This is a genomic window from Paenibacillus sp. WC2504 (genome assembly GCF_052682475.1).
Map to the genome: position 1 here is coordinate 4,054,670 of NZ_JBQZFH010000001.1, position 21,741 is coordinate 4,076,410.

A 21,741-nucleotide genomic window follows, 5' to 3' on the forward strand; every position below is an offset into this window, starting at 1 on the left:
TTTTGACAAGAACTTGATCTCATTCTAGATTTTGACAAGAATTTGATCTCATTCCCGACGGCTCCAGGTCGGAGATTTATTAATTGGCCAGTGGAGAGAGTGTCATTTCTCAACTAACGGGGAGGATAGATAAAATCTTCGTTATTTATTACCTTTGAGGTAAAGAATCATAATAGTTAAAATTATTAGTCCTATAATTAATAAAGGACCGAGACCTGTGATATACACAATGTATATTTTTATATTAAGGATAGCGTTCACAATAAGAACTATTAATAAGGAGATACACAATAAAATGATTAGAGGCATGTTCTTATTTTTACGCAAAACAACCAGCCCCTTTTATAGTAAATTACTCATACAGTTAGGAATAAAAAAACAAGCAATAAAATGGCGTCACCATTATAAAATTATCTGTTATAAAACATTATGCGAATCACATCTTGTACTATTATGGAAAGCATACAATGTTTTTTCTTCAACTTAACTGTTCCGTACTTATATGTCTCAATGGATGGATTAAATAAATTGATGGTGAATATTCAAATCAATCACTAGTTTTGAAAGATAACAAAAGCTATTGACGGGCACGATAGTTAAAACATCGAAAGGGATGCCGAACGGCACATCTTCGCTGCACTAACGGGCAGCATTGTGGAATAAAAAAGGGGTGTATTTCAACTGGGAACTATATAGCAGAATAAACAGGGAGCAGATTGCCGCGGCAATCTGCTCCCTGTTTTCATTAAAGTAAAGATAATACAAAAACTTCGAGAGAGGGAAAGTAAAGTTTTTTCTTTAAAATAATTATCTTAGCTGCAATTAATCTCTTTACTACTTTTACTCATTCTTAATGCTGAAGCAACTCATGAGTAGGCAGCAACCAATGTTTCAGACATAGAACAGCCACCTACTTTGCGTAGCTGGCTGTTTTTTTGCGTTTTTAATGCAATACCATGTTCATCACTTATGGAATAGCGGCTCAATAAACACGTGAAAGAGCTTGTTTTTAATCTCTTCTGGTGAATAACCGCGATGCTGTCTTTGGAAAATATAAACATCAGGACGCAATATCGCCATAATGGCATCCGCCGTAAAAACAGGATCGAGGTCGAGGTTCTCGGTATTCTTCGCGACTTCGTTCAATAATTGGACGATAACGGAATGAATGGATTCGTAATGCTCTGAATAGAAAGGGACGTTTTGCTGCTCATCACCGCCACTGTTCGCCTGGATGGCTGCAAGAACGGGAGAATGCGTCTCAAGTGACTCCAAATGATACAGAAGTACGGTTTCCAAACGATCTTTAATTGGGCTGGAAGTATGGTCTCCTAAAAACGATTGGATCCGATCGTAGTTCTGGATGCAGCTTTCACCGATGAGATCCCAGCACAATTCCCCTTTGTTGTTATAGCTTCGGTAAAGTGTGCCTTGACCGACTCCAGCTTCTCGGGCGATCTGACGCATGCTGACATGCTCGACCCCATATTCGGCGAATAAAGCAGCTGCCTTTTCTAAAATGACTTGTCTGCGTTTTTCCGCATCTTTGCGAAGGTTTTTCTCCAACATTATATTTCCCCCGTTTTTTAATATTATCCATTTGACAACCGGACCGTGATCCGGTTATATTGTTTAACAAGCGGACCGCAGTCCACTAACGAGCTCGAATAACTCTTATTAGAACATATCTTATCCATCTTGTACAGGTGGATCAATATCGTTAGGAAATAGAGTCCGAGATTCGCGATTGCCAATTAGATTAGAGGAGGAACTAAAATGTCCAATCATCAACAGCAAGCCAATCATAAGAAAATCGGTGTAGGTATTATCGGAGCAAGTCCGTCCAACCCAGGGTGGGCTGTCGCAGCGCACATCCCGGCGGTTCAAGCCTTGCCTGACTTCCAACTGGTTGCGGTGAGCACGAGCAACCGCGAATCCGCGGATGCGGCTGCCGAAGCGTTCGGTGTTCCTGGATTCGATAGTTACCAGGATTTGATTCAGCAAGTGATTGCTATTAATGTGCAATACCATTACGATATCGCTCGAGCTGCTATTGAAGCAGGCAAAATGGTATACAGCGAATGGCCGCTTGGCATGTCCACGGAACAGGCGCAAGACTTGGCGGACCGTGCTAAGGAGGCTGGCGTTCGGACGTTTATCGGCTTGCAGGCGCGTTACTCTCCGGCAATCCAACACGCCCGCGATTTGATCACTCAAGGCTATATCGGCAACGTACTCGCAACTACATTATCCGGTACGGCCTTGATCTGGGAACCCGTCACGATCCAAAAATTCGCTTATACGTACGACGTGAACGCCGGCGCGACCATGTTGGCGTCCGCAGGACTTCACGCGATCGACGGGCTGAATTACGTGCTCGGCGATTACGATAACGTGTCCGCGAAGCTTGAAGTCCGTCACCCTGAAGTTCAAATCACAGATAATGGGACGACACTCAAAGTGACGGCTCCGGATCACATGGCCATTATCGGCACGCTTGAAAGTGGCGTATTGGCGACAACCTTATACCGCAGCGGAACTTCGCGGGACTTCGACTTGCGTTGGGAGATTATCGGCACGGACGGCGAGCTTGTCATCACCGCTGATTTTAACGGAAATATGCAAAATACCGAGCTGAAATTGAGGGGCGGCAAAGGTGAAGACAAAACGCTCGGCGAGATCGTCATTCCAAGCCAATACACCGAAGATATCAAATCGATTCCCGAAGGGCCGGCAAGATCAAGCAACATCGGGAAATTTTACGCGAGCTTGGCTAAAGATCTTCGCGAAGGCACGAATGAAACGCCGGACTTCGCTCATGCTCTCAAACGCCACCGGTTATATGACACGATCATGACGGCTTCCCGTACCGGAGTCGAGCAAAAAGTGAATGAAACGAACACTATATTTCATTAAAACATAACGAGTAAGATGCAACCGGAGAGGAGAGAATATTTCTCCTTTCCGGCAAACATCCAGAAAGCGGGAGAAATTCATGAAATAAAGCTTTTGCCATTTTGGGCGCGTTGGGTTCTGGCGGTTTCGCGGCGGGATCAATCGTTGGCGGGCTGCTGACGGACTCGCTCGGTTGGCGATCCTTATTTTTCTTGAACGTCCCGCTCGGGATTGCGATCATAATCGGGTTAGTGTTTGTTAAAGAACGGCCGATGGAGCAAAAGATCAAGCAATCCATTGATTTGCCCGGCGCAATTGCCGTGCTGTTAGGCATATTCATTCTCGTATACGGGTTATCCATGCCTGATGTCGATGGCAGTTGGTCGACCACGAAAATCGTAACCTTAATTGTCGGAGCGCTTATTCTGGTCGGATTCGTTTTCATCGAGAAATACGCCAAAAACCCGCTCATGCCGCTCCGGTTGTTCCGTATCGGTTCGCTAGTATCATCGAATATTATCGGATTCTTAATGTATTCTTTCATGACCGCATTTATTTATTTCTCAACTTTGTATTTCCATGCGCTTGGCTATTCTTCTTTAATAACGGGCTTGGCTTTTCTACCGCTCGGTTTATCGTCCGTTCTAGCTACGCAAATCACGCCTTACTTCATGCGTATATTCGGAGCGAAAATGTTGTTGATTGTTTCGCAGCTCGTTAATGCACTCGGCTTGTTCTGGTTAAGCACCATGTCCATGGACAGCGTCTATGCTGCATTTATTTTACCGGTCTTCATTCTATTAGGTCTCTCGACAGCAGCCGGATTTACGGCTATCATCGTTGGTTCCGTAAGGGATGTGCGACTTGAGGAGCATGGCGTGGCAGGCGGTATCGTAAATACGTTCTTACAACTAGGAGGCAGCCTCGGATTGTCTATTCTGGCTACGGTCGCGAGCTCGGTGACGGCTTCGGCAACCGATGCATCGTCCAACGAAGCGATGCTGTCGGGTTTTCAAACAGCATTAGTCGTTGGACGATGCTTTGCATTATTCGCTTTGCTCTTGGCCTTACTCAGCTTGAGAAAAAAAAAGGCAGCGTTGCAGCAAGCTTAAAAAATTGTTAACCACACCAAGGAGGAACCGACATGAATACGAGCGCAACAAAAAAAGAAGTGCTGGAAGCCTATCATTTTAGACACGCAACGAAAGCATTTGACCCAACCCAAAAAATATCCGAAGACGATTTCCGGTTTATCCTTGAAACAGGGAGATTATCGCCTAGCTCCAACGGTCTGGAGGCGTGGAAATTTCTAGTCGTTCAAAATCCGGAACTTAGGGAAGAGCTTCGGCCATTCGCTTACGGCGCGTACAATCAACTGCCAACCGCGAGTCACATGGTCGTTATTCTTGCTCGTAAAGGACTTATCCCGGAATCCCCTTATATTTATGAACAGCTGACAAAAGTTAAAAAATATCCCCCTGAAATGGTGCGAAACAACGTGGGAGCATGGCACGATTTCTTCGATTCGTTCCACCTCGATAACGAACAAGCGAGAACAGCTTGGGCTTCTAAGCAAACCTATATCGCACTAGGGAATATGATGACTTCCGCGGCGATGATCGGAATCGATTCTTGTCCAATCGAAGGCTTCGTTCCTGATAGAGTCAACGAAATTTTAGCAAAACGAGGATTGCTCGGAGACGACGATTATGAAGTAAGCGTTATGGTCGCTTTCGGTTATCGGGCAAAAGAACCGCGTGATAAAACAAGAAGAACGATGGAACAAGTATCCGAATGGATTCTGTAACGTCCGTAAAGCCATAACCATGAACAAACAATTTAATTAGTATATAAACAAAGGACGTGACGATATGTTGAAGAGAAAAATGTTTCAAACAAGTTTGATTTTGGGGTTAGTTATTTTAACTATTATTATTTCGGGATGCACGGATCAAAATAATCAGGCACAGCAAGCAGCTCAAGACCAGCAAGCAGTGCAAATCACTGAACTTGAACAGAGATATCATAAATTAGAAGACGTTGAAGAGATCAAAGAATTGAAGGCCCGTTATTTCCGTTTTATCGATGAAAAAAAATGGTCGGAATTTGCCGAGCTTTTTACACCTGATGCCAAAATTGAAATCGATGGCAATGTATTTACCGGCGGGGAAGCATTCGCCAATGGGGCGGGAGCTGTCATCGGTGCGGCGCCTACGGTTCACCACGGACATATGCCCGAGATTGATTTGATCGATATGGATAACGCGAAGGGAATCTGGGCAATGGAGGATATGTTGACCTACCCTGCCACGAAGGACGCTCCACCAGGGCATGATGGGTATGGTTCATATCGCGAAACATATAAGCGTGTGAATGGTGTCTGGAAAATTAACAGTTTGGTTCTAACCAGATTCCGTATGGACCCTCTCGCAAACTGGGATCCTAATACAAATCCTGTAACTGGGAAGTAACTCGAAATCTTTATTATATGATCAATTCTGATCGTTAAATTTCCTAATGGGAAAGAGCATAATATCATGTGGGCTGCCAATCTGGCGGCCCTTCATTATGCATACGGGAGTTGGGAGTTATCTTAGTTGAAGTGTGATAAAGTATGGGTATATTCAAGGTTGGTTGAGATGACGGCGAAGGAGAAAAATAAGGCAGAAGCGTTAAGCTAAACATTCCTGTATAGCCTAAGAAATGGGCTTTGTCAAAAAAGGAGCGCCTCGGTATGATGGTCTTGTCGACGGGTAGATAACCAACACCATCAAGGAGGCGCTCTAATAATGAAGTTCAAGCAATCAGACGGACAAAATCAACGTATCGAACGAATTACTACTTCACATCTAGTTGTGAGCATTGATATGGCAAAAGAAACTCAAGTAACTCAAGCTACAAATTATCGAGTAATTGTCCTTACAATCCAGCATCTATCATTCAAAAACACTATCCAGGGATTTGAGAAATTACAGCGTTGAATGGAAGGTTTGCAACAAAAACATCGACTGAAGGATATTATAATTGGCATGGAGCCAACGGGACACTACTGGTACAGTTTAGCTAACAGGCTTGCTCAGAAAGGCCTAAACGTCGTTTTAGTTAATCCAGCAACGACGAAACGAAATAAGGAGAACCGAGATAATTGTCCTTCCAAGAGTGATCCGAAGGATGCCCTTGTTATTGCAGATGTTGTTAGTCGTGGCTATTATTATGAATACATTCGGCAAGCGACTCATTTTCAAAGGCTACGGACCCTAATGAATGATCGGGAATTTTGGGTCACAAATAGTGTTCAGATGCAGAATCGGATCATCTGCTGGCTGGATGTACGCTTCCATGAGTATGCTTCTGTGTTTAAAGATTGGACCTGTCCACGCTCCATATCTACACTTAAAGAGTTTCCGACTCCGTTGGATTTAAAAGATCAATCTACGTCAGAAGTTATTACAGGATGGCGAAAATATATGAAACGAGCTGGTGGCTCCACAGGTATTCAGAAGGCAGCTGAATTACTCTCTAGAGCGGTTCAAAGTTTTGGGGAGACAGTAGCGTTGTATGAGGCCAAACAGGATCTGAATCGCTTACTAGAAGAGTACGAGCGCATTGACAGTATATTGAACCAAATAGCACAAGAAATCGCGGCTTTACTTGGTGAGATCCCGATTGCTAGCCAGCTTCGTTCCATTAAAGGTTTGGGCACGATCTATATTGCAGCAATTCTGGCTAGTGCCGGTGATCTGACACAGTACGTTCACGGTCGTCAGTTCCTTCGAAAAGCCGGCTTAAATTTGGCAGAGAGCATGTCTGGAAAGCGTAAAGGCCAGATCATAGTCTCCAAACGAGGAGATTCCACTCTTCGAAAATATTTATATCTAGCCACCTTAACATTAGTGGGAACAAATCCTGTATTTAAGCAAATATATGAGAATAATGTCCAAGTTAAACATATGAGTAAGCAGAAGTCGATATTTAAATTGCTTGGAAAACTGGCACGAATCTTAGTTGGCATGGTGCATTCCGAGGAGTCATTTACTCCTGAAAAAAAAGTCATTCCGTATACTCAAGCTGCCTAACATTTTTGAACTAACGTAAATTGATTCATTCGCAGGACTTCAAACAAAGAAAGTACGGAGGACCGAGTTCGTTCTCCAAAAGGGCACAGACCCATCCGCTAAACGCTATCGGTCTCCACACCTTGGATAGGTGTAACGAAGGAATGTTGGGGCGACGACCCGTAGAGCCTTGAGATGGTCAATCTCCGAGGGAATTGTGGAGTATGCGTGCAGTAGAGTATGATATGGGGAAATATTCCATATGTTCCTCTGTTCCCGTATGACCAAAAAGGTTAACTTTACGTTCGCTGCAACTTAATATCCTTACGGCCGCTGTATTCCAAAGTGATGAATGAAATCCTGCGAATGAGTGAGTTTACGTGAGATAAATCCTTAATACTGAGGGACGGCGAACGTTAGTTCAACATATTATTGAGCAATTTACCTGGCGGTAGCTGCTCAAATTCTTTAAGTTATAAGCTAAAGGGCAGCATAATGATCTGTAAATTAGGGGAAAAAGGTAATATATGTGTTGCGACGAAAGGTTTAAGAGTTAGAAGACTTTATGAATTTGCTTCATGGTGACAACTAACAATAGACTAATGCGATGGATAAAAATTTTTTGCAACAATTTCAACCAATCATGCGTTTGAGGTACTGTAAGCGAAAACTAAGCTCAACGAGGGGATAGAAACTCACGTAAGTAATAGAGAAAAATTATGGGGAAACAAAAAGAGGAGGAATTTACTTGAAGAAGAAATTATTAATTGCACTTGGACTTACTGGTGTTATCGCAGCATCTGTTGCTATTGGCGCTTATGCGGCAACGGATATTAAATTATTTATAAACGGGAAAATAGTCAATGCGGATTTGCAGATCGTAGATGGATCCAGCTATGTTCCTTTGAGGGTTGTTTCTGAGTCACTTGGAGCTAATGTAAAGTGGGACGAGGACAAACGGGAGATTAGTATTACGGGACAAATGGGTCAAGTAGGCCAAACCGTCTATGAGAATACCCAATATGGCTTCCGTTTCACGCTGCCCGACAGTTGGAAAGGGTACACGATCGTAACGGACAAATGGGAAGGTCGTTCTGTAGGGGATGCGCAAGGCGATGAGGTTAGCGGCGCGAGCCTCAGTATCCGCCATCCCAAATGGACCGCTGAACAGCCTAGACAGGATATCCCTATTTTTGTCTTTACTGTCGACCAATGGAACGAGCTTCAGCAGGATAAATTCCACATTGGCGCAGCGCCTTTCGGCCCAAGCGAACTGGCGCGCAATGACAAATACGTGTTCGCACTTCCGGCGCGCTATAACTTTGCCTACCCTGATGGCTACCAAGAAGTGGAAGATATTTTGAAGAGCAATCCGATTCAACCGATAAAGTAATCAAATACTTCAATAAAAGATTACCCTTTGCCGTATACGGCCTAGAGAACTAACTCCACAATTAATTAGCGAGGACAAGCCATTGTGGGTAAGCAATATGTAGACAAATGTTGTTGAGCTAACGGAAACGTAGTGGAAAATACTAACATTAGAGCAGCCGGCCAGAATGGTCGGCTGCTTTTTCATTGAAGTAAAAGGGCTGGATACTTCCAAATATGTATGAATATTAAGTTGACTAGCTCTCAACAACGCGTTCGTTTTAGGCCGTCAGCGTCTTTTGCGTTTGCCTTGAAATGGATAGTTGAATGATGACTCTGAGGAAGTTGAAAAATTCCCTAACGTAGTTATGTACGACGGACCTGAGGCTAGAAAGTTAGACTACTTGACGTGTTCGATCGATAGACTCAGTTTATAGTTGCCGTACCTCAGCACTTCCTCCAACAGCTTGTTCAGCTCAGAACTGCCGTTTGTTAGAATGCGCAACCAATAGCATCCTTCTCCGCCTACGCGATGTACTTCCTTCACAGACTCCGTCAACTGGACGAAGCTCCGGAAGGCTTGATGAGATTGGTTTGAATAAATGAACACGGTTAGAAAGGCATGAATGTTAAGTCCGATCTTTTCAGGATTCCAACGCAGCGTATATCCATCGATAACTCCGAAGTCTTGCAATTTGCGAATTCGCGCACCAACCGCCTGCCCTGTGAGGTGGACGCTCTCTCCAATCTCCTTGTGGGTAAGGAGCGCATTGTCGAGGAGCGCATATAGAATCCTCAGATCAATATCATCAATAGCTTGGTTGACCATTCGGGTCTTCTCCTTTCACTGTGTAAGTAAACCCGTCTAAATACATTCATTAAGTTATATACCAAGCTCACGCGCTAGCGTTATCATTGATATTATTACAAATTAATCATAAGGAGGAATGCACATCAATTTATTCGTCATGCGGCTTTTTGGTTGAATATGCAGGGAGTAACTTTTCTGATAAACCAGATGTTCAGTGATAAGTTGGCAAAGGAGATTCAAACCTCCATTATCTTTCTGACATAACCATTATTGCTATGTCAGACGAAACATATTACGGACAAAGCTTGCCATAAACCTATCAAGTCGACATTCCCGGAAAACGGTGATTGTGTATGAAGTAGATGGCTACCTTATGGATGCGCGGGGCAAGCAAAGCATGTGCTTGTGGTGTCTTCGTTAGGCGGAATCATATGCTTTCGGTTCTTCAATAGAGGAACTTGCTAATTCGTTTTGCCTTTTTGTTTATGCGGTAAGAAAAATTATATATATCAAAATGAATAGCCCAAGGGAACAACTCCTTACAAGGCAAGTAGCTATAATAAACTTATCAGCCGGTTAGCAAGTTAAGATTCATCAAGAATTCTCACTAAGAAGGAGCCTACAAAAGATGAGTAATCAAAGCAAAGCAAATGTGATGTACAGAAATAATAACAATAAAAATACATTCCTATTTCTTAGTGACGTAAATTCAATATTGGTAAGTGGGGACGATACGAACGGAGAGTTTTGCGTCGTGCATTGTGCTGTCAAGAAAGATGATGGACCTCCACTGCATTTGCATGAAAAAGAAGATGAATCTTTTTACGTTCTGGATGGAGAAATAGAGTTGACGCTAGGTACGGAGACTATTTTGGTGAAAAGTGGAGAATATGTTTTCGCACCGCGCGGCATTCCACACACTTTCAAAGTAAAATCAGATACAGCTAAGTTTCTGGTTACCGCGTACCCTGCAGGATTTGATTCTTTTGTGAAGGAACTTGGTGTTCCTTATGTTGAAGGGATGGAAGCTCATATAGAGCCACCTACTCCTGAGGCTATGCAAAATTTGTTATCAGTTTCCAAAAAGTATCATATTACTTATCCCGGTCTTTAATTTAGAGATAATATCCCAAATAAATGGCAGTTTTACGGCCAATAACCGAAAATAAAATGTAATCGGCCTGTGAGGCTATTGGTTATCTAGTGGAAACAATAGGCTACAGGTCGATGATTTTTGAGTAGTCCGGATCAAGCGGTAGGCTGGGGAGTTGCAGTTATTGACCGGTACATCAATGTCTGCATATTCGCTAAATGTTTCGTCATAAGCAAAGGTCGAATATTTTCACGAAGTATAGGTGTTTAAGCGTCCAGTGCTTTCTATACGAAGATGTGTAAACAAAGAAATGTAATATGAAATACGTACGGCTATTTTGTTTTTAAAAATGAACTGAAAGAGAGAATTTACATGACTTCATCTAATTTTCAAGCCTCCATTGATACACCAGTTATGCACGAGCTCGTCATTAATGGTATACGACAAGTTTATCATATTGCAGGAGAAGGTCCGATTTGTCTTGTTCATGCAGGAGGCCCTGGTTTTCATTGGGGCTATATGCGTATGCCATTGCTAGAAAAATCCATGACCGTTATCTATTTGGAGGCAGTAGGCACAGGAAATTCCGATAACCTTCCAGACGGAAACTACACGATGCCGAAATACGCTTACTTCGCTCATAAAGTAGCAGAACATATTGGAGCGCAACAGCCATTTTTCCTAGGTCACTCGCATGGCGGTTTCGTAGGCTTACAATATGCACTTGATTATCCGGACGAACTCGGCGGCCTCATCCTCTACAGCTCGGCTCCGTGTATGAATCAAGATCTTGGAATGGAGCAGGTTCAACAACTCGAGAATTTCACCCAGCGTTGGGCGGATCTTCCGGAAGCTCAGGATGCAAAGCAAGCATGGATGGACATGATTACGGGAAAAGCGCAGGATAGAGAAGCCATATTGAAGGTTTTGGGGCGCTTGATGCCTGCTTTCTTCGGTAACTATTGGAAACTTACGGAAGGTATCGACGAGTGGCAAGCAAGTATGGATTTCTCCGTTGATCCGAATCGCAAGCCGTATATGTGGGATGTTCGTGCAACCTTAGAAACAATTCAAACCAGAACCCTGATTTTAGTTGGAGAGTACGATTTTAACTGCGGGCCGCGTTGGGCCAAAGAGATGGATGAGAAAATCCCAGCTTCGCAGCTCGTAATGTTCGAACAAGGTGGGCATTTGAACCATGTGGAGATGCCCCAAGAGTTTGTAAAAGCAGTGATTGATTTTGTTTCACAAGCCTCTAAATAATAAACATATAACTCTTAATTATAAACTTTGCTCATTTCCATAAACTCCTGAAAGTACTTAGGGTAGAAGAAGGATCTGCAGGAAGAACTAGCTATCCTAAAAAAGGCGCTGCACATCTTCAGGAATTAAGGACCATAAATAGCTAACTCTATACCAAAAGCTGCCGGAATTGTGCCAGCAGAAGTGGAGTGTTAAAAATAATCTTATTTAAAAAATGAAAAGAACAATATATTGTCGAGTGACAAGAATATAGACCCATTAATCTTCCGCTGAAAATGCGGATTTTTTATTTTATCGGAACCACTGATTGTCAGATTCTGGTTGAACTAACTGAATGGGAAGCTAAATAACAACACCGATGTGCAACGGAGCCGCGTCACGCTAAAGGGCATAATAAACGAAGTATATTATAATCTTTCTGCGAGGGAGATATTACTATATCTAGTGCATAATGGTATATTGAAAAGATACCATAACAAAGCGAGCGCAAAGCCTGTGGTCCTCTGTCCCAGAGCACGTTCGGCAAGTCGCCCTGCCCGAGTTGCCGCAAATGCTCCAGCAACACCTGCGAGACCAAATGCCCAATCGCGGTGTGTGAAAGAGATACTGGAGGCGAACTCAGGGGTAACACAGGGATGTCCAAAATGTACTAAAAGCAGTAAACAAAAGCAAGCGAAAATGGCTCGGATACGTTAAACTATTGCGGTATTTATCCGGATGAAGGCCCGACAGCAGTTCGCGAAGAGGTAGGGGAATACGGTCCTTATAAACAAACCGAACGAGCGAGCGTTTACCATGTCTTTATTAAGAATCTAGTCGCGCGGGGATTAGCATATCCTTGCTTCTGAGATGCGGAAGAGCTGCCAGCAAATCCGTGCTAAACAGCAAGCAGTGAAGCTCAATCCGGGCTATTATGGCAATGAGCCGCTCCGGCGACAGGAAAGCCGTTGTCCAATGATATAAATGTGCCTACATAAACCAGAGCGAAAAAGCATGAGAAATCAAGCTTTTTTTTTTTTATGTAGGTGAATTTGTGTCATCCAACTTCATACCATTGATATGTTATCTGCTTAAAAGTATTGAAGGTCAAAAATGAGAAAACGAGAGCATTTAAGAGCAAAGCGTTTCTCCATAGAGGGAGTTATGTAACGGAGTAAAAAGGATTATTTTCCTTGATGTCGAAATAACACTTATTCCTGCTGGACTACAATTGAATGTTATATAAAAAGGCATAGGATGGGTTAAACAATGATGTTGGATGAGGTAGACATAAATGATTTGCGTGTGACGCTATGAATATTACAATTTTATCGACGAAACTGTATAAGCCCTTGTTACGGACTAGAGTTGTCCAAAGGTCGCGCCTGATCGAGCAGCTGAATGAGGGCCTGGACCGTAAGCTGACCCTTATCTCTGCCTCTGCCGGCTTTGGTAAGACTACGTTAATCAGCCAGTGGGTTACCGATTGTGAACGTCTCGTCGCATGGCTGTCGCTAGATGAAGGAGATAACGATTCTGTACGCTTCCTGGCTTACCTTGTCGCTGCTCTGCAGACGATTGAGGAGAACATTGGAGAAGGTGTGGTTCGTGCACTCCAATCCCCGAGCTCGCCGTTAACCGAATCGATTCTAACGGTTCTACTCAATGAAATCTCAGCACTCCCGTACAAATTCGTTCTCGTCCTTGACGACTACCATGTTATTAGTGCCAAACAAATCGATGATTGGCTCCTCTACCTGCTCGAGCATCTCCCACCGCAGATGCACCTCGTCATCGCAACCCGTGAAAATCCGCAACTTCCGCTGAGTCGGTTACGCGCACGGGGCCATCTTACCGAGTTGCGTAATGCCAATCTACGCTTTTCGCCAGGGGAAGCGGCCGAGTTCCTAAACCAGGTGATGGGTCTGGATATGACGCCGGGCGAAATTACTGCGCTAGAGACCCGTACCGAAGGCTGGATTACAGGGCTTCAGCTTGCAGCGCTTTCGATGCAGGGGCGCGGGGATATACCCGCGTTTATTCGGGAATTCGCTGGAGATAATCGGTACATCGTGGACTACCTGGTCGAAGAGGTCCTGCAGCTTCAGCCCGATTATGTCCGGAACTTCTTACTTCAGACTTCCATTCTCGACAGTCTGCATGGCTCGCTTTGCGATGCCGTCACCGGTCAAGAGGGAGGTGCCTTGCGATTAGAGTATCTGGAGCAAGGCAACTTCTTTGTCATTCCGCTGGATGACAGGCGCCAATGGTATCGCTATCATCAACTGTTTGCAGAGGTACTTGTTATGCATTTAAAGGCGGATCAACCTGATCACGTAGCTGAGCTGCATCGGCGCGCGAGTACATGGTTCGAGCAGCATGGCTCGGTGGCCGACGCGATCCGCCACTCGTTGTCTGCCGAGGATTTTACGCGAGCGGCGAACCTGATTGAAAAGGCGATTTCGGTTCTCAAAAGGAGCAGACAAGAGGCTGTGATGCTGGGCTGGATGAAGGCGCTCCCGGATGAGCTGGTCCGTTACAGGCCTGTGCTCAGTGTGTGGTATGCCGGGGCATTACTGGCAGGCGGCGAATTAGAGACCGTTGAGGACCGGCTGCGAGACGCCGAACAGTGGCTGGAAACAACGGCAGACATACGTGAGCGGCAGGAAAACCAACCGGCTCAGAAGGTCGTCATGGACGAAGAGGAATTTCACCGGCTCCCAGGTTTGATTGCCGTGTACCGAGCCGGACTGTCCTTGGTTCTCAGCGACGTACCCACCGCTATTATGCAAGCAAGATTGGCGCTCAGCCTCTTGCATAAGGACGACCGACTCCTTAATGGAGCCGCAATTGCGCTATTGGGACTCGCATGCTGGAGGAATGGGGAGCTTGAGGAAGCGAGTCGGATGTTCGGCGAGGGCTTATCCAGTGTGCAGCAGGCCGGGGCTATATCTGACGCGATCAACGGTGCGATCGCTCTGGCTGAAATATTGATAGTGCAAGGCCGGCTCCGCGAGGCGATGCATACTTATGAGCGGGGCTTGCAGCTTGCGGCGGATCAAGGCGAGCCTAATCTGCGGGGAACGGGAGACATTTATGTGGGTATGAGCGAGCTCTACCGTGAGTATAACGATCTGCATGCCGCTGAGCAGGTTCTACTGAGAAGCAAGGAGCAGGGCGAACACACCGGGTTCCCGCAATATAATTACCGTTGGCGCGTCGCAATGGCCAGAATTCGGGAGGCCCTAGGAGATCGGAACGGCGCGCTCGAGTTGCTCCAGGAGGCTGAGCACTTGTATATGAGCGATTTTTTCCTGGATGTGCGTCCTGTTTCGGCGTTGAAGGTACGGGTGTGGATCACGCAAGACAGGCTGGGCGAAGCGCTCGACTGGGCACGGGAGCAGGGGCTGTCCGTCAATGAAGACCTTAGCTACCCACGCGAATTCGAACATATCACCCTAGCCAGGGTGCTCCTGGCCCGGAATATGAGCGACCGTGAGGGCCGCTTCATGCTTGAAGCCGTGAGACTTCTAGAGCGTCTCCTTCAGGCAGCGGTGGAAGGTGGGAGGACAGGAAGCGCAATCGAAATCCTAATCGTCCAAGCCGTCGCTCACCATATGCAAGGCAACACTTCTGAGGCACTTGTACCGCTGGAACGTGCCCTGAATCTGGCAGAGGCGAGGGGGTACGTCCGAAGCTTCGTGGGCGAAGGGCAGCCTATGGCGGTTCTTCTGGAAGCGGCTGCGAAAAAGGGGATCACCCCAAACTATGTCCGGCGACTTCTGTCAGTCTTTTACAAGGATGAAGGCGGAGCTCCCTGTAAACAAATTGTGAGCAAGCGGCCGGTTCAACCTTTGAGTGAGCCGCTGAGCGAACGTGAACGCGGCGTGCTTCGGCTTCTCGAAACCGACATGAGCGGTCCGGACATTGCTCGCGAGCTTAGGGTATCCGTCAACACCCTGCGTACTCATACCAAGAATATTTACGACAAGCTTCAAGTGAACAGCCGCCGGGCGGCAGTCCGTCGTGCTGAGGAGCTCGATTTGTTATAGCGATTCTAATACGTTCCCACTTAGCCTAAGCTGGATTGCTTGGGCTTTTTTTTGCAAAACTTCCTATAAAAATCACCACATATGGTGATGCCGGCTCACCAAATGAAGCTGTATCTTAGGAATACGAAAGGAGTGCATGAATTTCAGTGAAGATGTAGCCATTGAAGCCGATGAAGGAGGTTAAGCATGAGTGAAACACAAGAATTAACGAAAGAACACCCCGAGCCTGAGCGCTACGAAATTCAGCTCAAGGGCTATCTGGATGCCGGATGGCACTGCTGGTTTGACTGGCTAAGCCTCACCCATGAAAGCGACGGAACAACTGTCCTCATTGTTCAGATAGCCGATCAACCCCCATTAAACGGCTTGTTTAGAAAGGTGCGCGATCTCGGCCTGCCCTTATGTCAGTCATCCCAAACAGGCGAACGGGCTGGGTGGCTCCGCGAGCATGAATCACAATTATTCGAGTAAAGAGGGACCAAACACATGAACACGAATCGAGAAACTTCAAAAGTGAAAGGCAGTCGCAGCGTGCACGCCAAGCGGCGAGCTGCAATAACAGTCCAACAGCTCATTCGCAGCTCCGGCTTAGTAGCTATGGCATCTGGAATGCTGTTCATCGTCATTCAGACGATCCATCCAGCCGATATTCTTTCGTCAGTCACCACTGGGCGGTGGGCCATCGTCCACTGTTTAGGCGTCGCCATGTGCTTCCTTGGCCTGATCGGCATTGCGGGAATCTACGCTAGGCAAGTGGAAGAAACCGGTTGGCTGGGTTTGGCGGGTTATCTCCTGCTAAGCCTATTCTATGTGCTCACCATGGCCTTTCAATTCGTGGAAGCCTTTATCTCGCCGGTGTTGGCGACCCATGCACCGAAGCTTGAGGAGAGCATCTTGGGAATCGTGATCGGGACCGTCAGCGAGGTGAACCTTGGGGCCATCGCAAAGGTATTTATGCTGACAGGAATCATGTATTTACTCGGCGGACTACTGTTTGGAATCGCTGTAATACGTGCCGGCATCCTATCGCGTTGGGGGGCTGGATTGCTTGTGTTCAGTACCGTTTTACCCCTCTTATTGTCTTCGTTGGTTCATCACCCATACGATCGGCTTTTTGCAGTGCCGATGGGAATAAGTTTGGTTTGGATGGGATATTCTCTCTGGCGCGAGCGGCTTGAGATAGGCTGATCGCAAACGAATGTCTGCACAGAAAATCAAGACCCCGGCGTGCCTCGGCAAAAGAAGGCTCGACAAAGCGGCTTAACGCCTCACTTCTCCTTCTAAGCGTCATTCCGCTCTCCGCGGGAGTTGGCGTATTCCAGTTTGCACCGGGTTTCCGGCGGCGCAGTCAGGGCTGTCACCGCACGGCCGGGCAACTCCTTGTTGTATGCGGCCTGTTGGTTGGGCTTACAGGGCTGTGGATGACGCTGTTCTTATGTTCGGCCCACCGGGTGAACTCGGCAAGGGCTTATGCCAATTCGAGTGTGACGTGTTCCGGACTCATTGAGTCGCAACTTTCTCCGGTTCGATCAAATAGAGAGACCCCTAGATCCTCCTCCACGCGCTTAGTGTCAATTGAGTAAGATGAAGACTTCCTGCAGCTTTGGTCACATGCTGCATACGGGCGACGGCGAGAAAATACTGCAGCTGAAGCAGTTCCATATCGTCCATCTCGATCATTACTTTAAGTGAATGAAGTTATAGTATAAAATGCGTTGGAGTATTTGAACGGGTTCAATTATGATTTATTTAGACAACACAAGGAGGGAGTCCAAAATAAATGCTCGGAGTAGATGGTTGATGATATCCGTGGGCCTTGGGATACTCTTGAACCATTTAAATTCTTCGATGGTTGCTGTTGCGATAGCCAGACTGCAAAATGTGTACCGCCTTGATTTTTTAACGTTGTTTCTTGGATTATTTTTTCATTCTACATTTCGAGCGCGATCGCTCAACCCATGATGGGTAAGGTCAGTGATTTATTCGGCCGCAGGAGGATATTTCTTGCCTGTCTTGCAGTTTCCTTTGTTGCATCATTACTAGCTCCGTTATCACCCAATTTTGGATGGCTTATCGCAGCGTACGTTATGCAGTCGATCGGAACGAGCATGTTGGTTGCGGTCGGAATGGCGATCGTACGAATTCATATTTCGGAGAATCAACTGGCCGAGTTTAATCGAAGATATTCCATAAGCAATACCAATCTATTTACTTTCGACGGCAAACAAGGGTTCGACCTCTCTACACAAGATTTTGCGCCGGCTGTACGCTTTATGTAACCACCCAATCGATGGAACAGGATATCGTTATTCAAGTTGGGGGTTACGCACATGTAACTCTTGAAGGCGTGCTGCGATTACCGCAAAGCTGAATCTAAAAACAATGTTTGGAGTGAGTCCTATAATTGAGCTGATTAAAGACGTAATGGAAGACATGAATAAGCAACTCAGCCGAATCGAACGAAGTCTGAATCTGCTAAACGAAGAGCTAATCTGGAAACGATTGAATGATTCCACAAATAGTATCGGGAACATCTGTCTCCATTTGGCGGGAAACGAATATCAGTATTTTGTCAGCGCAATCGGAAACGAACCGTTCATCCGAGAGCGTTCGCGCGAATTTACGACGGATGAGGGGATATCAAAGGAAGAACTGACGGGTCTTCTACGCGAAACTCGATCCAAGTCGGAAAGCGTATTGTACGCCCTGCATAATGATGATCTATCACGGGAAGTTACCATCCGTTACGATCTCGAGGACTGGAAGCGAATGCACCGAATCGAGACACCTGTCCATGAAGCCAGTGATACAAAAGTAATCCGCCGACTACTTGTTCAGGTTTCCACACACTATGGATACCATGTGGGGCAGATCGTCTTGCTAACCAAGATCTTAACTCTTACGAATGAGCATATCACGGGGCAATACCACTAAAGTCAGTTAATTAGAAACATAGAGGGAATGATATTAGTGATCAAACTTGAACCTTTCGAACGTAATGATATTATTCAACTTATGGAATGGATCGATTCGCCAACGCTATTATTCCAATGGGGAGGCCAAACGTTCAGCTTTCCTTTAAATGAGCAACAACTAGAGAATTACATCAAAGAGTCCAATACCAATGCGGTCCAATCTCTAATCTATAGAGTGGTACATGAATCCAATAATGAGACCATTGGGCATATCAATTTACAAATTGATTGGATAAATAGATCGGCAAGGATAGGTAAGGTATTGATTGGAAACAAAAGCTCTAGAGGATTAGGCATAGGACAATTAATAGTAAAAAAGGTTTTAACCATTGCGTTCGAAGAATTAAAATTACATAGAGTGAGTCTGGGCGTGTTAGATTTTAATCATTCCGCAATTGCATGTTACGAGAAAGCAGGGTTTGTAAAAGAAGGACTTACCCGAGACAAACGAAAGATGGGCAACGAATTCTGGAGCGTGTGGGAAATGAGCATTTTAGAGAATGAATGGCTTGAAAAAGAACAATCAATAACGATTCAACCTTAAAAGATATAGAATAAAATGCTTAAGCCAAAAAATTATTTTACTTGGGATATTATTATCATTTAATTTCGGATCGCATCTGGTGGTTAGAGTAGTTGAAAAACATCTCATATGAAGCTGCCACCAAAAAATAAATATCCCAAAAGCCCAAAAGCGCTATTTTGCCCTGCCTTTGGGGCTTTTTGTTTTTAGAACGATATGAAAAAGATTAGAGTTGCCATCATAGGACAAGGGCGCAGCGGTCGTGATATACATGCCAATTCTTTAAGTCAGATGAAGGAGCAATATGAAATTGTTGCAGTAGCTGACATGCTGGAAGAGCGGCTGGAAAGAGCCAAAAAAGAGCTGAATTGTGATGTGTACCGTGACTACAAAGATCTGTTTAAGAGAAATGATCGAGGATTTCATGTATTGTCTGAGAAACCGCTTGCCAGAACGGCACATGAGGTTGATATTTTAATTGATAAGGCGATGAAAACAGGGAAATTGCTTGCTATTTTTCAGCAGTCCAGGTACGCACCCGCTTATCGCCAAGTGCAGGAAAATATCAAATCCAGCGTGATTGGACAAGTGGTTCAGGTCAATATTGCCTACAACAATTTTGCAAGAAGATCATGGATCGCGCGAATACGGCTGGAGATGCCGAGGACTACGTAAAGGTCATCCTGTATGGCCATGGGTGTTCTGTCATTGATATAGAAATTTCTTCCTGCTGCGCATATCTGAGTTTCACTTATAATGTCCAAGGGACTAGAGGCGGAATCAAAGGGAGCACAATACATCTGGACATTTCAATCAGGAGGAAGCGGGAGAACTGAAATTAGTGACAACGCCTATGGTCAAAAAATGGTACGAAGAGATCTGGGACATCCCCGCCGAACAGGGGAAAGATGTATTCCCTTCGATGGCAGTTGTCACATATTTCCATCGAATTTCATGGGATAATTTATCTTGTAAACACTTACAAAATAGTATAAGGAGTTGAAAAAACATTGGCTCATAAACTTGCGGCTGGAATCGTGATTATAGAAAATGAAAAGGTACTTTTGGTAAAAGATAAATCTGGGTGGAGTTTGTCGAAAGGCTCAAGTGGAATGGGTGAAACATTCTTAATGGCCGCAGAACGAGAAGCATATGTTTGCCAAAGAATCGGCTGCCATTTTTTATACTTAATTTATCAATATCAATAAAAATACAAAAAATGGAATTGAGTAAAACTTAAATATCAACACTTACCAAATTTTATTTTATATTGAATTTGAATCGACAAAAAACGATCAATTAGAACAAGAAGAATCTATTAGGTATATGTGTGAACAATATGCAGGGCTCACATGGTCACCCGAGAGAAATCAATGCTTGCTTTAGATATATCCTATGATTTCAGAACAGATATGAAGGAGAAAAAGGTCGAATTTAGATGGAAAATATATCCATAAAAATGATTGACAAATATTCCCTCCAGTTTTAAGATTTGTATCAAGACACTTTGTTAGTCATCTTAACTATCAAAGGGGGTGAGTAAAGTGCTTGGACGCGGTCAAACTGGAAATGCCAAGTTAGTTAAACAAATGAATCGACATGTGCTTATAAGTCGGCTTAGGGAAAATAAGCGAGTATCCCGGGCGGATTTGGCTAAGCTTACTGAATTAAGTCGACCATGTGTGTCCTCTTTAGTGGATGAAATGATACGAGAAGGCCTCATCAACGAGGTCGGCATTGGTGAGTCCAAGGGAGGAAGAAAACCGATTTTACTTGAGTATAATTTTAAAGCTAAAGGTGTGATTGGCGCTGTATTTGAGGGTAGTACCCTACATATGTCCATAGCAGATCTTAGTGGTGAATTGCTTTATAATTACGAGACCCGTTTATCCCAGCCGACCAATGGGGAGACGGCGATTCACGCGCTGGAAGTTGGTGTGAAGTCCCTTCTGAAGCAAAGTGGATTTGATAAAGAACGTCTTCTAGGAATTGGGGTCGGACTTCCGGGTATCACGCAACGTACGGATGGAACGATTAGTTATGCGCCAAGCACAGGTTGGATGGGGCTGCCTGTTCAGCAAGAAATGGAAGAAAGATTGCGTATTCCAGTATTCATTGAAAATGACGTAAATTTAATGACCATTGGTGAATTTCATCAGGGGATTGGCTTTGGTATTCGTAACCAAGTTCATATGTATGTAGGTACAGGAATCGGTGCAGGAATTATTATTGACGGTCAATTTTATCGAGGCTTTCGTGAAGCTGCTGGTGAGATTGGCTATATGATGATTGGACCTGTAGGACGAACCCGACGCGGTGAATATGGCATTTTCGAAAGAAATTATTCGGTTTCTGGCATCATTGAAAAAGCAAGGTTGATTCTTACAGGCTGGAATGAAGATACGAGTGTAATCATCGAACTTATGAGGCAATCGGATTGCGGGAATCGGGAAGCGGAGCAGCTTTTGGAAGACATATACGTTCACTGGGCTCATGGCATGGTTAATATGATTAGTGTGTTGGATCCAGAGTTGTTAATCATTAACGGAGAAATGGTCAACATCGGCGAAAAGGGGATAAAGAAGTTAAACAGGCTTCTCGCTGAATGGGTTCCCTTTGTACCACCTGTCAAAGTTGCAGCATTAGGTATAAAAGCAGGAATTATTGGAGCGATTCAAATTGTTTTGGAAACCCTTACATAAACCTACATAATGAATCACCAAA

18 protein-coding genes and 5 pseudogenes are annotated in these 21,741 nt (G+C 44.9%); 19 read left to right on the top strand and 4 right to left on the bottom strand.

The window, feature by feature from the left end; all coding sequences use genetic code 11:
• Positions 1 to 963: 963 nt before the first annotated feature.
• Positions 964 to 1,569, bottom strand: coding sequence for a TetR/AcrR family transcriptional regulator (locus ACUN27_RS18140; RefSeq protein WP_379173981.1), 606 nt, complete (start codon positions 1,567 to 1,569; stop codon positions 964 to 966).
• A 207-nt stretch (positions 1,570 to 1,776) separates the two neighbouring features.
• On the opposite strand from ACUN27_RS18140, the gene ACUN27_RS18145 reads away from it, so the two are divergent.
• From ACUN27_RS18145 to ACUN27_RS18170, 6 genes and pseudogenes are all read left to right on the top strand, one after another.
• On the top strand, positions 1,777 to 2,916 hold the full coding sequence (locus ACUN27_RS18145) for a Gfo/Idh/MocA family protein (RefSeq protein WP_445559335.1): 1,140 nt from the start codon (positions 1,777 to 1,779) through the stop codon (positions 2,914 to 2,916).
• A 98-nt stretch (positions 2,917 to 3,014) separates the two neighbouring features.
• The gene (locus tag ACUN27_RS18150; RefSeq protein WP_445560636.1) at positions 3,015 to 4,007 is read left to right on the top strand and encodes an MFS transporter; all 993 of its coding nucleotides are present in this window, start codon (positions 3,015 to 3,017) and stop codon (positions 4,005 to 4,007) included.
• Between the two features lie 32 nt (positions 4,008 to 4,039).
• A complete protein-coding gene (locus tag ACUN27_RS18155) occupies positions 4,040 to 4,702 on the top strand; it encodes an NAD(P)H-dependent oxidoreductase (RefSeq protein WP_445559336.1) in 663 nt (220 codons plus the stop codon).
• A 64-nt stretch (positions 4,703 to 4,766) separates the two neighbouring features.
• Entirely contained in the window at positions 4,767 to 5,366 is a 600-nt protein-coding gene (locus ACUN27_RS18160) for a nuclear transport factor 2 family protein (protein WP_326062845.1), read from the top strand.
• 318 nt (positions 5,367 to 5,684) lie between these two features.
• Positions 5,685 to 6,971 (top strand): annotated as a pseudogene (locus ACUN27_RS18165) (IS110 family transposase).
• Between the two features lie 727 nt (positions 6,972 to 7,698).
• Positions 7,699 to 8,343 carry a copper amine oxidase N-terminal domain-containing protein gene (locus tag ACUN27_RS18170; protein WP_315956057.1) on the top strand — a complete coding sequence of 215 codons (645 nt, stop codon included), beginning with the start codon at positions 7,699 to 7,701 and terminating at the stop codon, positions 8,341 to 8,343.
• Positions 8,344 to 8,721: 378 nt separating this feature from the next.
• Here ACUN27_RS18170 and ACUN27_RS18175 read toward each other — a convergent pair whose 3' ends face one another.
• Positions 8,722 to 9,150: an Lrp/AsnC family transcriptional regulator gene (locus ACUN27_RS18175; protein ID WP_326062847.1), complete on the bottom strand. Its 429-nt coding sequence runs from the start codon at positions 9,148 to 9,150 to the stop codon at positions 8,722 to 8,724.
• A 610-nt stretch (positions 9,151 to 9,760) separates the two neighbouring features.
• Between ACUN27_RS18175 and ACUN27_RS18180 the strand changes: the two genes are divergently transcribed.
• Positions 9,761 to 10,246, top strand: a complete 486-nt coding sequence (locus tag ACUN27_RS18180) for a quercetin 2,3-dioxygenase (protein WP_326062848.1) — start codon at positions 9,761 to 9,763, stop codon at positions 10,244 to 10,246.
• Between the two features lie 351 nt (positions 10,247 to 10,597).
• On the top strand, positions 10,598 to 11,488 hold the full coding sequence (locus tag ACUN27_RS18185) for an alpha/beta fold hydrolase (protein WP_326062849.1): 891 nt from the start codon (positions 10,598 to 10,600) through the stop codon (positions 11,486 to 11,488).
• 422 nt (positions 11,489 to 11,910) lie between these two features.
• On the opposite strand, the pseudogene ACUN27_RS18190 reads toward ACUN27_RS18185, so the two are convergent.
• Positions 11,911 to 12,160 (bottom strand): annotated as a pseudogene (locus tag ACUN27_RS18190) (MFS transporter); the annotation flags it as partial.
• Positions 12,161 to 12,195: 35 nt separating this feature from the next.
• Here ACUN27_RS18190 and ACUN27_RS18195 point away from each other — a divergent pair.
• The 5 genes and pseudogenes from ACUN27_RS18195 to ACUN27_RS18215 form a co-directional block, all read left to right on the top strand.
• On the top strand, positions 12,196 to 12,336 hold the full coding sequence (locus ACUN27_RS18195; RefSeq protein ID WP_379175087.1) for a hypothetical protein: 141 nt from the start codon (positions 12,196 to 12,198) through the stop codon (positions 12,334 to 12,336).
• Positions 12,337 to 12,780: 444 nt separating this feature from the next.
• A complete protein-coding gene (locus tag ACUN27_RS18200; RefSeq protein WP_326062850.1) occupies positions 12,781 to 15,519 on the top strand; it encodes a LuxR C-terminal-related transcriptional regulator in 2,739 nt (912 codons plus the stop codon).
• A gap of 186 nt (positions 15,520 to 15,705) precedes the next feature.
• Positions 15,706 to 15,990, top strand: a complete 285-nt coding sequence (locus tag ACUN27_RS18205) for a hypothetical protein (RefSeq protein WP_315956062.1) — start codon at positions 15,706 to 15,708, stop codon at positions 15,988 to 15,990.
• 15 nt (positions 15,991 to 16,005) lie between these two features.
• On the top strand, positions 16,006 to 16,707 hold the full coding sequence (locus ACUN27_RS18210; RefSeq protein ID WP_326062851.1) for a hypothetical protein: 702 nt from the start codon (positions 16,006 to 16,008) through the stop codon (positions 16,705 to 16,707).
• A gap of 101 nt (positions 16,708 to 16,808) precedes the next feature.
• Positions 16,809 to 16,946: pseudogene (locus ACUN27_RS18215) on the top strand (DUF2306 domain-containing protein); the annotation flags it as partial.
• Between the two features lie 60 nt (positions 16,947 to 17,006).
• On the opposite strand, the pseudogene ACUN27_RS18220 reads toward ACUN27_RS18215, so the two are convergent.
• Positions 17,007 to 17,139 (bottom strand): annotated as a pseudogene (locus ACUN27_RS18220) (LysR family transcriptional regulator); the annotation flags it as partial.
• Positions 17,140 to 17,295: 156 nt separating this feature from the next.
• Here ACUN27_RS18220 and ACUN27_RS18225 point away from each other — a divergent pair.
• The 6 genes and pseudogenes from ACUN27_RS18225 to ACUN27_RS18250 form a co-directional block, all read left to right on the top strand.
• Positions 17,296 to 17,681: pseudogene (locus tag ACUN27_RS18225) on the top strand (MFS transporter); the annotation flags it as partial.
• A 229-nt stretch (positions 17,682 to 17,910) separates the two neighbouring features.
• The gene (locus ACUN27_RS18230; RefSeq protein WP_445559337.1) at positions 17,911 to 18,453 is read left to right on the top strand and encodes a DUF1572 family protein; all 543 of its coding nucleotides are present in this window, start codon (positions 17,911 to 17,913) and stop codon (positions 18,451 to 18,453) included.
• A 36-nt stretch (positions 18,454 to 18,489) separates the two neighbouring features.
• Positions 18,490 to 19,038 (top strand): GNAT family N-acetyltransferase, encoded by a 549-nt coding sequence (locus ACUN27_RS18235; protein WP_315956065.1) that lies wholly within the window; start codon positions 18,490 to 18,492, stop codon positions 19,036 to 19,038.
• A 195-nt stretch (positions 19,039 to 19,233) separates the two neighbouring features.
• The gene (locus tag ACUN27_RS18240) at positions 19,234 to 19,692 is read left to right on the top strand and encodes a Gfo/Idh/MocA family protein (protein WP_445559338.1); all 459 of its coding nucleotides are present in this window, start codon (positions 19,234 to 19,236) and stop codon (positions 19,690 to 19,692) included.
• Between the two features lie 335 nt (positions 19,693 to 20,027).
• The gene (locus tag ACUN27_RS18245; protein WP_445559339.1) at positions 20,028 to 20,225 is read left to right on the top strand and encodes an NUDIX domain-containing protein; all 198 of its coding nucleotides are present in this window, start codon (positions 20,028 to 20,030) and stop codon (positions 20,223 to 20,225) included.
• A gap of 336 nt (positions 20,226 to 20,561) precedes the next feature.
• The gene (locus ACUN27_RS18250; RefSeq protein WP_326062855.1) at positions 20,562 to 21,719 is read left to right on the top strand and encodes an ROK family protein; all 1,158 of its coding nucleotides are present in this window, start codon (positions 20,562 to 20,564) and stop codon (positions 21,717 to 21,719) included.
• The last annotated feature ends 22 nt before the right edge of the window (positions 21,720 to 21,741 follow it).